Origin of the sequence: Candidatus Merdisoma sp. JLR.KK006, from assembly GCF_036941035.1 — a bacterium.
Classification (GTDB): domain Bacteria; phylum Bacillota; class Clostridia; order Lachnospirales; family Lachnospiraceae; genus Laedolimicola.
Genome location: NZ_JAYMNS010000004.1, coordinates 151,294 through 166,943, shown reverse-complemented (window position 1 = coordinate 166,943; position 15,650 = coordinate 151,294). Strand labels below are relative to the sequence as shown.

Below are 15,650 nucleotides of genomic sequence, written 5' to 3'. Positions count from 1 at the left end.
CACAGATTCCCCGGGATATGCTTATACTTACCCATGCCGGTTTCTCTGCAATTGTTAAGAATAAATCCCATGCATAAACTGATGCACCAAGGAGTTAATCTCATCCTGAGAAACCGCCATTCTAAGACCGTCATTTACCTCCAGCCTCATTTTTGTGTCAAAAAGAATCAGCCCGATAAAGCCAAGAGAAAACTGCCTCTGCCGTCCATGCATATTCCCAAGCAGGCCCGCAGCCGATGCAAAAATCTGTTCAACCTCCTGCTGAAGGCGAAGAACCAGGGGCCTGACCGCCTGATATGCCTCATTCTCCCTGGCCGAATGATAAAGGGCTAAAAACAAGGTATAAAACTTCGGTTCCTGCTCCGCAAAGGATACCAGCTCTCCGGCTGCCATACACAAGGTATTTTTCAAATCTCCCCTATAAGCACAGGCTTTATGCAGCCTTTCCATAAAGGCTGCTCCTCTGCTTTCCAGCAGCTCTTCCAGCAAACCATATTTACTTTTAAAGTAATAATAGAGTGTCGGCTTGGTGACACCGGAACGCTCTGCAATCTCCTGAACGCCCACTGCATCATACCCTCTTGCGTAAAAAAGGTCCAGCGCCGTCTCCAGAATCATCTCCCGGTTGTCCATCCGTTATCCCTCCACACTCATTCTATACCGTTCGGTATATTGTGTCAAGATCGGTTTTTGCCATCTTTCTTTTCTCTCTGTTACCAGTCCCTTGTTTTCAACTTGACATTACTTTTTCCGGCTTCTATAATCTAGTACAACGAATATTAAGTTATTGGCAGTTTGACTTGCCTATTTTCCTGATAGCACTACTCCCCAAGCCTCGCCGTAGCCACCGCTGCGACTGCGTTTGTGAAGCAGCACTCTCAGAAAAATATTCTGCGTCAAACTATCCAAAACTTAATTTTCGTTGTACTAGTATAACTTACATAAATGAAAATATCGGGCACCGTCAAAAAATCCAGCCCCAAAATCGGAGGTTTTACAGATGATTTTAACTCTTACCCTGAATCCCTGCATTGACAAAACCATTTATCTTGATCAATTGGAAGTCGGTTCCTATAACCGGGTAAAAAGCACACGGGAAGATCTGGCCGGAAAGGGCCTTAATGTGAGTATTGTCCTGAATAATCTGAATGAAGACACTCTCTGCAAAGGCTTCAATTTTAAAAGCAACGGACATTTGCTGGATAAGCTTCTTAATATTCACCATGTAAAATATGACTTTCTCTCTTTGGAGGGAGCCATCCGCACAAATATAAAGCTTTTTGACCAGTCCTGTCAGGTAATGACGGAGGTTAACGAGGCAGGCCCTTTTGTTCCCATGTCTGCCGTAGAGCAGCTTCTTAAGGATATGGAAAATGCGCTGGAGCATACGGACATTCTGGTCATGAGCGGCAGCATTCCTCCCGGAGTCCCCACAGATATCTATCAGCGCCTCATCCGAATGGCCAATGAAAAACAGGTAAAAACCGTGCTGGACGCCGCAGGCGAGCCGCTCTTTCTTGGGCTTTTGGAAAAACCTTATCTCATTAAGCCCAACACTCTGGAATTCAATCAGGCATTCCGAAAGGAGATAGAATGCGGTATGGACACTTTGGAAATTGCACGTCAGGTTGTAGACAGCGGCATTCCCTATTTATGCCTATCCATGGGAGAGGAAGGCGCTATGCTTATTGACAAAGAGCATGTCTATCGAGCCAGGCCGCTTCCCCTTGAACCTAAAGGTCTCACCGGGGCAGGTGATTCCATGGTAGCCGGTATGTGTTATGCTATCCAAAAACACTTTGACAGTGCGGATATGCTGCGCTATGCCATGGCTTCCGCCGGCGGTTCCATACGGCAGGAAGGTACCCTGCTTTCCAGGCAGGAAGATATTGACGAGCTTCTTCCTTTGGTGGAGATTGAGACGCTTTCATAGCCTATTATGAAAACCTATATTTTTTATACCACTGCCGACTTTCATTTATGGCGGTACGCCAATGGAGCACATGTAGGTTTACTATGATATTGAGCAGGCATTTTATATTTCCCGAGCATTTCTGTGGGAATATAAAATACCTGCCCTTATACTTTTGTCTCTATTCAAAATCCTTTTCCATTAAAATCAGATTTCCGAACTCATCCGTCCTGCCTTTGCGTCGTTTTCCAAACAGTCCCCGCTTGTCTCCCCGTTCCATGGCCTCATCAATCATTTCCTTTACTTCTGCCACGTTTACCAGATGATCGCTGGTCTGCCGATTACCGATACGGTTATAAAGCGCCAGGATTGCCATCTCGTCAAACACACACTCCTGCTCTCTTGCATAGGATTCTCCAAAAGCAACCAATTCCTTATTTGTAAAGGTAGGAATCTCTATGGTTCGTGTAAACTTGGCCGCCAAACTTTCACAGCGGATGAACAGATCGCGGATCTCATCCTTTTCATCCTCCAGAATTACCAGAAGGCCTCCTGTCTTCCGAGTCATAGCATGGGATAACTGAACTGCCGTCTGAGTCTTCATCCGTCCTGCCTTCTCGATCAGCAGAGCTCCCCCCTCCAGCTTACCAAATACAGCAGAGACATGTTTGCCGTTTAGGTTCTCCGCTTCTACCTTCACCATTTTAGCTGTTGTATTTTTACGCTGCTTCTGAAGTGCTTTTACAATATCTGATGCCAGAGTTGTTTTCCCCGTTCCGCCTTCACCTGTAATTACCAAGTTACCTACAAGGGAATCTTCTCTGGGCTCCCCACGCATCCGATCCTCTTCCAGCAGCTCTGCAAGCTGCTGGTTCATACCCCGAACAGACGTAAAGTAGGCAAATAGCTTCTTCTGCTCCTCGGAAAGCTGTCCAGGCGGAATAGTTGCAATCTCTTCCTCTAATGCTTTCTCCAGCTCCTCCATCATTGGGGATGGGGATACTGTCTCTTCCTCCGGTTCTTCTTCCACCTCTTCATTCTCTGATTCTTCTGCCTCTTCTGCTACTGGAAGTATCGGTTCTTCCTGTACAAATGGGCGGTCCAGACTCTCAGCCTCCAAAATATGGATGATATCGTCAAATCCATCCGGAAGCTCAAGCTCCAATATGGTTGCAATATCATGTGTCTCGTCCAAGCGGCTCTTGGGATCGCTCACCGGAGCCTCCTGTTCTTTTTTCTCTGGCTCTTTCTCCTTTTGTACGCTTTCTTCTTTTTTCCTCTGGATAGGTTCCACATGAACCCGAACCGAGAGCTGTCCTTCAATCTCATCAATCAACCGCTGAATCTCTGCCGGCAGTGTGGGAATCACTTCCGTGTTCAAATCTGGTAATTGACCGGTGGAACGCAGGTATTCTCTTTCTTTGCGCTTTGCTTCATCCCGTTTCGCCGCTTCTGCTATGGCCGCTTCCGTCTCCTTCTTTTTTTCTTCCCAGCCGTTCAAGATATCTTCTATGGTCATCTGCCCTGTGATCTGTCGTTCCAGCACATTTTCTTCCATATCGAAGGTCAGCTGTCCGCTCTCATTTTGTCCCAGAAATCTTGGAAGTCGAAAGGTTTCCTTTTCCAGCTTCTGCTTCGGCTTCTCCACAGGCTCGTCCTGCAGAAGCTCCAAATTCATCTGCCGAGGCTTCTCTTGCTCTTGAACAGGTACTTCTTCTGGCTTCTGTATTTCTTCTTCCAATTGAAACTGAACGTTTTTCTGTTCTTCCTCTAACTTTTTTTTGGCAGCTGCCTGCCTTGCCTCCTTCTGTCTTCTTCTGGCAGCTTCCTGTCTTGCTTCTTCCTGCTGTCTTTGGGCAAGTTCTTCTTCATCTTTTTCCGGCTGTACTTCTGCTGTCTCAAGCTCTTCTGCCATCGATGGTTCATCTTCCTCTTTTGGGATCCAGGGGGCCGGAACCGGCTTCTTTTTTGTCTCTCTGGCCAATTCTTCCTTCAAAAAGTCCTGAAGGCCCTCAGCCAAAGCTGCCTGAAGATTGCTTGTGTTAAACTCATCCATGTTGATCTGTTTAACCTGGATCTCATCTACCTGATTCTCAGATACCATCTGGCGATACTTTTCCTCTTGGGAAGCAGTCAAGGGTTGAATGCGCATCTTCAATTCCATGGCCTTCATCACATACTCGCCTTCGCTGAACCAGAGAATCAGATCATCACATTCCTCCACGCACTTAGAAATCATACCCTCCTTATAATACAAGGTTGCCAGCTCATACGCCCATTGCTCTTGATATTCCCGACTCTTATATTCCTCCAAAATAGCAATCTGATCTTCCACTGAAGATCCTCTTCCCTGGTAGATCTGATACTTTAACACATAGCGGCTCAAATCATGAGGCGCTATTTTAATAAACTCTTTGTACAATTCAATGGCTTCATCAAAATTCTTAAGCTTTACAGCCACTTCCACCATCCGATATACAATCATGCGGCCAATAGGGGCGCAGTCATATGCCATATTCAAGATCTCATTGCAGTCTTCATAGCGCTCCAGATTCTCATAAATCTCACTGACGCTTAAGAGCAGGCTTGTATTGCGGATCTTGCTCCAGTCTATAGAATCAGCAATCTTGGCAGCAGCCTTATATTCCTTCTGCCCCAGCAGCTTCTCCATCTGTTCGGTTTTTATCTGAAATTCATATTTATCCAATGATTCCACCTCAATTTGTTCCCAAAAACGCCATATCTTGTTTTCTCTAAAAATGATTTGTCAAAATATGACGTAATTATTTTTAGTGTATCACAGGGTATATTACCTTGTCAAAATCTTTTCTATTAAGAAAGTTTAAGAAAAATGGCTGGAAGCAGTTATCACTGCTTTCAACCATTTAATAACTCAGGCATTCGTCTCATATTCGACAATTTTCCGGTAAATATCCTCATAATCCACGTTCCCAAAATCGGTAACGTCAATGGCAATATCCAATCCCAGCGCAACATTATAATTCTTATGAGAAATGCTGGCAACAAATTCGTCAAATTCCGGAGCTATTCTTGATATGGAATTTAATTGTTCCGGCGTATAAGTTTCCTTATGGTATCGTTCCAGAAGATGTCCCGGATGCCGATCATCCTGATGATCACGTTTTGCACCCCGTTCATAGACCGTCTTCATATCTGCATACAGATAAACAGTAACCGCAGAATATCCGGAAGCATTGATCAATTCCTCAAGCTTTGGCTTATGCCTTTGATAAAAGGGATATTCAATCAGAATCGTCTTGTTCTCCCACATCCGTTTCTGAATAGTCAGGTAAAACTCTTCCAGACACCACCAGTTCAGCCGATCCTTCTGCTCATTATTGTCGAAGCCAAAGATATCCCAGTTTTTTTCCTTTATACCGTCATAACTGATCTTTATAATCTCATCATTATCAAGATATTGCAAAAAGCGCTCTGCAGTACCGCTTTTTCCGGTACCCGGACCCCCGGTGAAAATAATCAGCGTTCTTTTATTGGGTAATTCTCTCTTCATGGTTCATCCTCAGAATTGGAATTTCCCTTCCCGCATTGCCTGTACATTCTCCGGACTGATTTTCCCTTCCATCGGTCCGAATGCAGCCACATTCAGCGCACCTGCCGCTGCTGCGATTTCTGCACACTCAGCCAGCTCCTTCCCCTCTAAAAGGGCACATAAAAATGCGCCTACGGAAGTGTCACCGGCACCTGTGGGATCCACTGCCTCCACCTTGAACAAGCCCTGCTCAATCACCTGGCCGTCTCTTGTATATATCTTAGAGCCTTTGGAACCCTGCTTCAGCATAAGAATCTCCAGGTTCGGGTTCTCAAAGCATTTCTTTACGGCTTCCTCCACATCATCGATTCCGGTAAGAAGCTTAAGCTCATCAAGCCCCGGCGCAAACAGGCTCGTAATCTCCAGAATTGCATGAATGATCTCATAAGACTCTTTGCTCTTCTCCGGATTGGTCAGATGCTCTACACGCACATTGGGATCGAAGCTTATCTTTGTTCCCTGTGCCTTCATTGCCTTTGCAGTCTTTACAATCTCCCAGCCATAGCTAAGCTTTGCCGTTAATGCACATCCCATAACATGAAAATATTTTGCTTCTTTCAAAGATGGCTCCGTAACATCCGGCATCACGGCCTTCGTAGCAGGCGTCTCGTCCCAATGGAACAAATATCTTCTGTCACCATCATGATCGTATGCAACAAACGCACATGCAGTTGAACCATTGGGATCTATCAGCACCTTGGATACGTCAACACCGTCTTTCTTTAACCGGTTCACCATACATTCACCGAATCCATCCTTGCCCACACCGGAGATAATGCCGCAGGAATGTCCCATCCTGGCCACTGTGGAAATCATAATAGCCGAAGAACCTGACGGATACGGGCCGCTGAACAATGCGGTCTCATTTAAAGGCTTGTCAACCTCAGTTCGCATAATCTCTACCAGAGTCTCACCCATGGTCCAAATCTCAGCCAAGCTCTTTCACCGCCCTTTCCTTCTCTTCCTCTGATTGGAACTGCTGAATAAATTCTACAACCTCGTGATTAGGTCCAAGAATGGTAACATACTCCACTCCATGCTCCCAGTAAGGCAGGAATGCAGGACCCTCACGGAATTCAAAGCCCTGCGCCCGAGCTTCCTTCACACAGGCAACAATGTCCGTACAATTCAGGGCAATATGGTCAATTGCGCCAATGGCATTGGCTGCCCCCTCATCCTTCTCATATGTCTCAATGAGAATATTTCCATGTTCGAAAAATTTAACCGGATTTCCGTTATACTCCGTCTCCCACTTTAATTTAAATCCAAGGGAGAGATAAAATTTCTCTGTTTTCTCAATGTCATCTGTCGGTATACCAATATGCTGGTATCCTTCTACGTACTGTGTAAGCATAATACCTTCCTCCTTAATCGTCAAAGCTTACGGCAAGTTCCTGTATCTGTTCCGTCTTCTGCAGGAATGATGCATCCCGCAGGAAAAACAATGGCAGATGAATGCATAAATACATCTTCCGCAAAGTGAATGTATTTCATCATACATCTGCCAAAATTATACCCTATGTCAAGGTATAAATCAACGATTATGCATAAATACTCTTCAGAACATCCGGCGTCTTTCCGGTACAATTGAATAAATCACATTTGCTTGCAATTTCTTTAGCAATTGCCTGGCGGCCAGGTCCTGCGATCTTCCGGGGGTCATACTCTGTCTCCGGAAGTGTCTTGATGGCTTCTCTTACAGCGTCTGTGTAAACCTTTTTAAGCCCGGTTCCAACATTAATCTTGCTCATGCCCATTGCAACACACTTACGGAAGTCATCCTCCGGCACTCCGGTACCTCCATGAAGTACAAGGGCAATATCTGTCTCTTTACGAATCGCCTCCAGCAGATCGAACTGAATCTCTGGCGCTGCCTTGTAGAAGCCGTGAGCCGTTCCGATTGCTACTGCCAGTGCATCGATTCCGGTCTTTGTAACAAACTCCTTAACCAATGCCGGATCCGTATAGGCTTTTCCGGACTCCTCTACATGAATATTGTCCTCATGTCCTGCCAGCATACCAAGCTCTGCCTCTACGGAACATCCATTGATTCCATACGGACTGTGATTATGAGAAAAATCTGCAATTTCCTTGGATTTTGCGATATTTACTTCAAACTCTTCCTGAGAAGCGTCAATCATAACATTGGTGAATCCGGCTACAACTGCCTGCTTGATCTGCTCCATATCCGTAGCATGATCCAGATGAAGGCAGATAGGAACCTCCGGATAAGTCTTTGCGATACCTTTTGCAGTCTCGGCAATCAGCTCAAGGGAACCGATATATTTGATTGCTCCCAGAGAAGCCATCAGTATAACCGGCGCATTTTTGGATCTTGCACCCTCTACAATACCAACCATCTCCGGAATCGTGCTGAAATTAAATGCTCCGACGGCATACCGCTCTGCCGGGTCCACATCTGTTGTTGCACGTTTCACGGAATCGGCCATAATTTGTTTCATTGTAACTAAAGGCATAACTTTTTTCCTCCTATTTTAAGTTGCTACGCAACGGTACTAAAGGGTAAAGTCACTTCGGCACACCTGTAATGAGAGAAACTTTCATTCGAAAGAGCACTCATGAAAGTTCCCCTCGTGTGCCTTTGCAACTTTACCGTCCAGCATAAAATATTTCTTAAAACACTTGACATTTCTTAGCTGGACTATTTTATATTACTGCGCAATGGCACTAAAGGGTACCATCAATTGCTTCTTTCGCCATTACATATGCGCCATAAGCTACCACCTGGTCATTTAGCTGTGATATCCGAATGCGATCCTCCGAAACGTGAAAGCATGCGTGGCGCTTAATCTCATTCATCATGGATTTCCAGAAATATTTATCTGACTTTACCATTCCGCCCGCCAGAACAATCACATCCGGGTCGAACATGTTGATCAGGTTTGACAAGCCTACACCAATATAGTATCCCTCCTGAGTCAACAGGTCAATTGCATAAGGGTCATTTTTTTCAGCCGCTTCTGCCAGAATTTTTCCATCCACCTTATTCGGATCATAGCCGATAGACTCAAAAGCAAGTGATTTTATGCCGCACTTAATGTCTCTCCTCATTCGATGTGTAACTGCTGTTCCGGATGCGTAAAGCTCAAAGCAGCCGCTTCCGCCGCATCCGCATCTCGGTCCGGCAAAGTTAATGGATATATGACCAAATTCTCCAGCAAAACCGGAATGCCCGTGGAAAATCTTGCCGTTAATGGCAATTCCGCCGCCGCAGCCGGTACTGATTGTCTGATATAAAACTGTCTCTTCGCCCTTCGCCACACCAATCGTTGCTTCCGCAAGAGCACCAAGATTTCCGTCATTTTCTACAAATACCGGTGCGCCAAACTCTTCACAGAGCTTCGGTCCCAGAGGAAAGTTCTTCCACCCCATCATCGGAACGTCTATAATCATGCCGGTTTTGTAATCAAGAGGGCCGGGGGCAGCCACTCCAATGCCTACGATATCTTCTTTTGTTATTTTGGCTTCCGCCAGAATCTCATAAGCTACTTCCACCGTATTTTGGAAGACTGCATCCTCACCTTCATAAGTTCTGGAAGGTTTGACTTTAAAATTGGTTATTGGTGTTCCTTCTTCATTGAATACCACTGCTGTCGTCTTTGTGCCACCAATATCTAATATTAAAAAGTGTCTCATAATTTCAAACCCTTATTGTCTAATATGATAAGTTACTGTTGTTATGTACTTTAATCATCCTTATGCTTCTGAGACATATCGAGCACTACCGCAAGAATGATAATAGCTCCGATAACGACCTTCTGCCAGTAAGCGGAAATCTCCATCAAAGTCATACCATTGTTGATAACTGCGATAACCGCACATCCGAACATGGCACGTGCAACAGAACCGCTTCCGCCTGCCAAGGAAGTACCGCCCAGTACGGTAGCCGCAATAGCGAACATCTCATATCCATCACCGGTAGCCGGATGACCGTTGTTAACCTTAGAAGCCGCAACAACACCTGCAAGGCCCGCACAGATACTGCTGATCATATGACACTGCAGAGTAACCATCTTTGTGTTAATACCACTCATATGAGCTACATTGATGTTGGAACCAACTGCAAATACATGACGGCCGAATACGGTCTTTGTCAGAAGAATATGGAAAACAACTACAACAATTACCGTAAAGATAACGATACAGGGAATCATACCTGTCTTAAAGCTTTCTGTCTGAATAAGACGTCCTGCTCCAAGTACGGCAAATCCGTTTGGAAGACCATATACGGGGCCGCCGCCGGAAATAATATAAGCAAGTCCGCGGAAAGCCTGCATCAGGGACAGAGTACAAATCATAGGTACCAGATGTCTGTATGCAATCAGCCATCCGATGAAAAGACCAATAGCAGCACCGCCAATAAGGCCAACAGCTACCTGAATCAAGATAATAACAGGAGTGCTGGTAACGCCAAGGGCAAGTACTGCCTGTGCCGCAAGAATACCGGTAATAGCCATTGCGGAACCAACACTGATATCAATACCGCCAAGAATGATTACATAAGTAAGACCAGAAGCAAGAATTGCGTTCAGACACATCTGTCCGAACAGGTTAATAATGTTCGCCGGCTTTAAAAAGGTACTGTTGCCAATTGAGAAAGCCACAACCAGGATAACCAATACCACTACTACAATGTTATCTGTTAGTAATTTTTTTACATTCTTCTTTTCCATTTTATTTTTTTCCCTCTCTTTATAAATAATCTTTATTGAATTCTGCTACTTTTAATGCCGCTATGCTGACACCGGGCTGGCAAGAGAGATCAGATGCAGCTCATCAATTTCGTCACGGGCAAGCTCACCTGTCAGATGTCCCTCGGACATAACATAAGCTCTGTCCGCAACCTTAATGATCTCCGGCATATCGGAAGATACCATGATAATACATCCGCCCTCCTCTACAAATTTATTCATCAAAGCATAGAACTCCGCTCTTGCATTGACGTCAATACCCTTTGTCGGCTCATCAAGAATCAATATTTTTACACCGGCAGCTAACCACTTGGAAAGAATGACTTTCTGCTGGTTTCCGCCTGAGAGGTTACCGCAAAGCGCCTGGATATTGGGCGCTTTAATTTTTAATTTTTCCATGTAATCTTCACTGGTTTCTTTTTCCCAGGGAACATTCACAAACCCCTTCTTTGCATGGAAGGGAAGATTGGGAAGACCAACGTTTTCCTGTATGGTCTTCTTAAGAAGAAGACCTGTACGGCGGCGATCCTCCGTAGCAAGACCAATCTTTCGGTTGATTGCATCCGCCGGGTCCTTAATATCTACTTCCTCCCCATATAAGAACACCTTTCCGGAAGTAATCTTCGTTGCGCCAAAAATAGCTTCCATAACCTCCGTACGTCCTGCGCCAACCAGGCCGGAGAATGCTACAATCTCGCCTGCATTTGCATGGAAATTGATATTTTCAAACACACCCTTCTGACAGAGGTTCTCAACCCGCAGCATCTCTTCCTTTGCCGTATGCTCCGGTTTTACATAGGCTCCAAGCTCACGTCCTACCATGCTGTTAACAATGGTCTGCTCTGAAACCTCCTTAACCATATACTCCGCTACCTTCAGACCATCACGGAAAATGGAACAGCGTTCGCATACAATGGGAAGCTCCGCCATACGGTGAGTTACATAGATCATGGTTGTATTTGCGGCCTTCATCTTTTTAATCTGCTCAAACAGAGACTCAATCTCTTTCTCCGAGAGGGAGGATGTGGGCTCATCAAGTACTACTACTTTTGCGTGTTTGGAAATAACTTTTGCAATCTCTACCATCTGAAGCTGCGCAGCCGTCAGAGTGTCGCAGACTGTGTGCGCATCAATTTCAAGTCCCATCTCGTCCAAAACAGACTGAGAATCCGCTTCCATCTTCTTGCGGTCCAGTAAACCATTTGCCTGTTTCGGCTCACATCCCAGATACATATTCTCGGCAACCGTAAGATGCGGAGCAATTGACGTCTCCTGCTCAATTACGGCAATACCGGCATCCAATGCATCTTTCGGCGTTTTGAAATTACATACCTTGCCGTCCAACAGTACTTCACCCCGGGTTGGTTTGTAAATTGAAGCAATGATCTTAATCAGCGTGGATTTTCCGGCACCATTCTCACCTACAAGCGCATGACATTCGCCCGGATAAAAATCAATGCTGATATCCTCCAGTGCTTTTACACCAGGAAATTCTTTGGCAATATTCTTTACCTGTAACACCGGTTCCATATTCGTCCCCCATTCCTTTTTATTCCATATTATTTGGTTTGGAAAAAGGGCCCGGACCACTATGGTCCGGGCCCTTTAGACCAATGCAAATAATTGGTTTGCAGTTCTTTAATTATTTCAGATAATCTGCTACGTTGTCAGCAGTTACGAGCTTACACTCGATAAGAGATTTCTGATCTCCTGCGATAGCGCCGGTTGTGAAGTACTCTGCCATCTTCTCAACGATTCCTGCACCGATTCCTTCGGGATCCTGTGCTACTTCAGCTTCCCAAATCTTGCCAACCTCGGGATCCGCAATGTACTGGCAAGCAGTCTCACCTGCGTCGAATCCAACAATCTTGGTAGATGCACCGGCGGACTGAATAGAAGCAAGTGCGCCGTATCCGGTCGGGTCACCAACTACAAAGATATAGGAAAGGTCCTCACCGTACTGAGTAATCAGGTTCTGCATAATATCAGCAGCCTTGGACTGATCGTTGTCAGCATCCTGAGACTCAATAAGAGTTAAATCCTTGCCGCCGTCAATAGCTGCCTGGATGGTCTCCTCAAAACCTGCCTGACGATCCTGAGTGGACTGTGCGGAAGCGTATGTAATACATCCAACAGTGCTTCCCTCAGGAGCATGCTCTGCAATATATTCACCAGCGGTAACGCCGCCTGCATAGTTGTTGGAACCAACAAATGCCAGATACTGATCCAGATACTGATCATCTACGGTACAGTCAAATGTAAACATCTTAACGCCTTCTGTGTTAGCTGCCTGCATAGCCGGGATGGTTCCTGCCGGGTCATTAGCGGAAAGCGCAATTGCATCATATTCTGCTGCAACATAGTTGTTGATAAGGTCTGTACAGATAGATCCGTCAAGCTGCTGATCTGCCAGTGTCGGGTTGGGAATTCCCAGTTCTTCACACTTTGCTACGATACCAGCCTCAACGCTCTGATAAAATGCATCGTTCTCAGTACCAACGATAAATGCCAGCTTTAATTCAGACAGATCCTTGGTCTCTCCTGCCTCGGCATCTGCCGCAGGTGCATCAGCCTCGGGTGTCTCTGCCTCTGTCTCTGCCGCAGGTGTGTCTGCTGCAGGTGCCTCTGTCTCTGCGGACTTTCCTCCGCATGCGGCAAGTGTTGCCACCATTGCCACTGCCAATAAAGCAGCTACTAACTTCTGTTTCATAAATTTACCCTCCTTAAAATTTTGGTAGTATAATTACTACTTAGTGTAAATAGATTAACACTGTTTATTAATTCTGTCAATACATTTTTCCTGTTTTTTGTAGATTTTGTATTGGGATTTCCGTTATTTTCACCTGTATTTTAATATTTTTGGTCTTTTTTTGGTAATTTCAACATGCGTTTTCCAAAATCTTTGCCAGAAGCCTGCACACGTCCATTTATGTCTCCGGACAAATCTCATATCCTTTATGCTTCCGGCGCCGGGGGATATTCGTTGCAGAGCAGCCTGTAGGCCGGTTCATCCTCCTCAATGGTCGGAAACCTTCCGATGGGATTCTTGAAGCGATTATCCGTATTATCATCGTTGGTCATAGACACTTCGCCAATGAGAGCCGGTCCGCCCTCCGGAATGACAAATTCATGATACAAATAAGGATACAGCGTCATGCTCTCGCCCGGATGAAGAACTACCTTGCTTCCCGCCGGCAGGCTATACTGTCTTCCGTCCTGGCAGATCAGTACATCCGTATCAAGATACTCCTCTGTCTCCGGATCCGCATTGTAGAACTGGAATATAATATCGTTGCCGCCCCGGTTGATGATATCCTCCATCTTATTCCAATGGAAATGCATTGGGGAAACCTGGCCGGAGTCACACATCATAATTTTTTCCGCATAAGGCTTCTTATATTTGGGGTTGTGAAAATTACCGTTTCGGATGGTGATCAGCGCCAGGCCCAGAGTCTCAAAATGTCCCTCGCCATAGTCCGTTACATCCCATCCCAGAGCATTATCACGAATTTCATCATATTCATGCCCTTTGGTTTTCCACTCTTCCGGCGTAAAGTTCAGATACGGCGGAAGAAGGAACTTGTGCTCATCCAGCAACGCTTCAAATTTTTTGATTACTGCATTGATTTCAGATCTTTTCATTTTTTTGCTCCTTTATTTTTTATTTTATTAATTTTATTAATAGCTTCCTCAATCATTTCTTTGCCTTCAATAACGGAGAACTTTAATACATTTGTCTCCTTTTCAAAAGGCTTTAGATAGTGGACGGTATCATTTTCCACATGATAAGTTTTTCCGTACACGCTGGAATTTGACGGCTCCAGCCCCAATACATAGTCACCGGATGCCAGGGATTTCCATTCCATAAAGTATGGCAGGTTTTTCTGATTGAACTCAATGGTAAGTCCAATGTTTAATGCGTGATTTGCAACGAGAATCATCGTATCCAGATTCTCATCCGACTGCATGTCATGGATATATACATATTCGCACTCATTATCAATGGGTGCTTTCATCCTGTCCCACTCCTCCACATACTGCTGTGAAAACTCTTCCCGTCCGGTTACGCCTTTGGACGGCACGTACAGCCGGCAGTTCTCATCAAGGAATGGATATCCCAAGTTGCAGTGATACAGAAGCATCAGCGGCTCCGGACGAAATGCCTGATTTTCCACCTCATCTGTCACCGTAATGCTGTTCTCGCCCAAAACACTCTCAATCCTTCTGCGCAGAACCATATTCTCGCCAAACAGCTCCGCCTCACGCATCTCACCGGTAATGATAAGCTTGTAGGTATCACCCTCCCGTACTATATCTGTCCCCACATGCTCTGCCGGCGTGGTCCGCATTCTGCCGTGCATGGGATAGTCCTTTCCGTCAATGGTACAGGGTGCGCAGATATTTTCCAAACCGCAGGTAAAGAAGAGACCTCCCATAATGCTGCGAAGTGCTTCTTCGCCATTGGTATCATAGTGGTTTCTTCCTTCTAGGCCCGGCTTTGCCAGAAATGTCATATTCATTCCTTTATAAGAAAAATCGGATATATCCAGGGCCTTATCCAGGGCTGAATGAAAGAAAATATCTCCGCATTTTGCTTCCACTGCATTCATCTGCTCCGCACGGCCTTCCCTATAGGTTACCGGGCGCACATAAATCATCTGCTGGATGCTTCCGCAGTATTTCATCATTTTATTGTCCATAGTTTTATTCCTTTTCCCAAATTACTCAAGATTGGCATGATATTTCCAGAGGGCTTTCATGTCTATCTGCCGCTCGTCAATGATCATCTTTGCAACTACATCCCCAAAAAGAAGCAGGCTCTGTTCAAACAGGGTTGTCATGGGCTGGGTGGAGTCTATCTCGTCCTCCAGGTAGTTCTTGGTTCTCACGGGGATCCGCACCATGAACTCGCACAGCTCTTTCATCTCACTGTTGGGGTTGGAGCCGATATGAATGATTTTTGCACCTATGCCATGGGCTTTTTTTGCAATTCCAAGAGGGAATAAGGAGCCGCCGCTTCCGGAGCCCACAATCAACAGATCCTTTTCGGTAATGGCCGGTTCCGTAATCTCTCCTACATAATGGGTCTTAATCCCAAGATGCGCCAATCTCTTGCAGATAGCCTGAAGGGATAGCAGAACTCTTCCCACTCCTATAAAAAATACCTGGTCTGCTTCCAATACCGCTTCCACAAACTTCTGTACGGTTTCCGGCTCAACACTTCCCAGGGCCAAGTCCAGTTCTGACAGAACGCTTTTTACTGTCGCATTATAATGCTCGCCATAATATCCCATTTTTTCCTCCTTATCTTAAGTTGCTACGCAACGGTACTAAAGGGTAAAGTTACTTCCCGTCCAGCATAAAATATTTCTTAAAACGCTTGACATTTCTTAGCTGGACTTTTTAGTTCCGCAGAACACAGATGGTACATCTTCACTAAGAAGAATTTCCGGCC

14 protein-coding genes are annotated in these 15,650 nt (G+C 45.4%); 1 reads left to right on the top strand and 13 read right to left on the bottom strand.

All coding sequences use genetic code 11. From position 1 onward, the window contains the following. Positions 1-54 precede the first annotated feature (54 nt). Positions 55-633 carry a TetR/AcrR family transcriptional regulator gene (locus VSQ61_RS05210; protein WP_334343388.1) on the bottom strand — a complete coding sequence of 193 codons (579 nt, stop codon included), beginning with the start codon at positions 631-633 and terminating at the stop codon, positions 55-57. Between the two features lie 367 nt (positions 634-1,000). Between VSQ61_RS05210 and VSQ61_RS05205 the strand changes: the two genes are divergently transcribed. After that, the gene (locus tag VSQ61_RS05205) at positions 1,001-1,933 is read left to right on the top strand and encodes a 1-phosphofructokinase family hexose kinase (protein ID WP_334343387.1); all 933 of its coding nucleotides are present in this window, start codon (positions 1,001-1,003) and stop codon (positions 1,931-1,933) included. 160 nt (positions 1,934-2,093) lie between these two features. Here the strand turns inward: VSQ61_RS05205 and VSQ61_RS05200 are convergent, their stop codons facing one another. The 12 genes from VSQ61_RS05200 to hxlB all read right to left on the bottom strand — a co-directional run bounded on the left by VSQ61_RS05200 (position 2,094) and on the right by hxlB (position 15,489). Then, positions 2,094-4,619, bottom strand: coding sequence for a tetratricopeptide repeat protein (locus VSQ61_RS05200; RefSeq protein WP_334343386.1), 2,526 nt, complete (start codon positions 4,617-4,619; stop codon positions 2,094-2,096). 186 nt (positions 4,620-4,805) lie between these two features. Beyond that, complete coding sequence (locus VSQ61_RS05195) at positions 4,806-5,444, bottom strand: zeta toxin family protein (protein ID WP_334343385.1); 639 nt, start codon at positions 5,442-5,444, stop codon at positions 4,806-4,808. Positions 5,445-5,453: 9 nt separating this feature from the next. Further along, on the bottom strand, positions 5,454-6,419 hold the full coding sequence (locus VSQ61_RS05190) for a sugar kinase (RefSeq protein WP_334343384.1): 966 nt from the start codon (positions 6,417-6,419) through the stop codon (positions 5,454-5,456). Next, a complete protein-coding gene (locus VSQ61_RS05185; RefSeq protein ID WP_334343383.1) occupies positions 6,412-6,837 on the bottom strand; it encodes a VOC family protein in 426 nt (141 codons plus the stop codon). The genes VSQ61_RS05190 and VSQ61_RS05185 overlap by 8 nt, the downstream gene beginning before the upstream one ends. 187 nt (positions 6,838-7,024) lie before the next feature. Continuing rightward, positions 7,025-7,960: a class II fructose-bisphosphate aldolase gene (locus VSQ61_RS05180; protein WP_334343382.1), complete on the bottom strand. Its 936-nt coding sequence runs from the start codon at positions 7,958-7,960 to the stop codon at positions 7,025-7,027. Positions 7,961-8,171: 211 nt separating this feature from the next. Further along, positions 8,172-9,140: an ROK family protein gene (locus VSQ61_RS05175; protein ID WP_334343381.1), complete on the bottom strand. Its 969-nt coding sequence runs from the start codon at positions 9,138-9,140 to the stop codon at positions 8,172-8,174. 50 nt (positions 9,141-9,190) lie between these two features. Further along, a complete protein-coding gene (locus VSQ61_RS05170) occupies positions 9,191-10,177 on the bottom strand; it encodes an ABC transporter permease (protein ID WP_334343380.1) in 987 nt (328 codons plus the stop codon). 60 nt (positions 10,178-10,237) lie between these two features. After that, entirely contained in the window at positions 10,238-11,725 is a 1,488-nt protein-coding gene (locus VSQ61_RS05165; RefSeq protein WP_334343378.1) for a sugar ABC transporter ATP-binding protein, read from the bottom strand. Positions 11,726-11,837: 112 nt separating this feature from the next. Beyond that, positions 11,838-12,905, bottom strand: coding sequence for a sugar ABC transporter substrate-binding protein (locus tag VSQ61_RS05160; RefSeq protein ID WP_334343377.1), 1,068 nt, complete (start codon positions 12,903-12,905; stop codon positions 11,838-11,840). 245 nt (positions 12,906-13,150) lie between these two features. After that, positions 13,151-13,837 (bottom strand): D-lyxose/D-mannose family sugar isomerase, encoded by a 687-nt coding sequence (locus VSQ61_RS05155; protein ID WP_334343376.1) that lies wholly within the window; start codon positions 13,835-13,837, stop codon positions 13,151-13,153. Continuing rightward, positions 13,834-14,895 (bottom strand): aldose 1-epimerase family protein, encoded by a 1,062-nt coding sequence (locus tag VSQ61_RS05150; RefSeq protein WP_334343375.1) that lies wholly within the window; start codon positions 14,893-14,895, stop codon positions 13,834-13,836. Before VSQ61_RS05150 ends, VSQ61_RS05155 begins: the two co-directional genes overlap by 4 nt. Positions 14,896-14,916: 21 nt before the next feature. Then, positions 14,917-15,489, bottom strand: coding sequence for a 6-phospho-3-hexuloisomerase (gene hxlB / locus VSQ61_RS05145; RefSeq protein ID WP_334343374.1), 573 nt, complete (start codon positions 15,487-15,489; stop codon positions 14,917-14,919). Positions 15,490-15,650 lie beyond the last annotated feature (161 nt).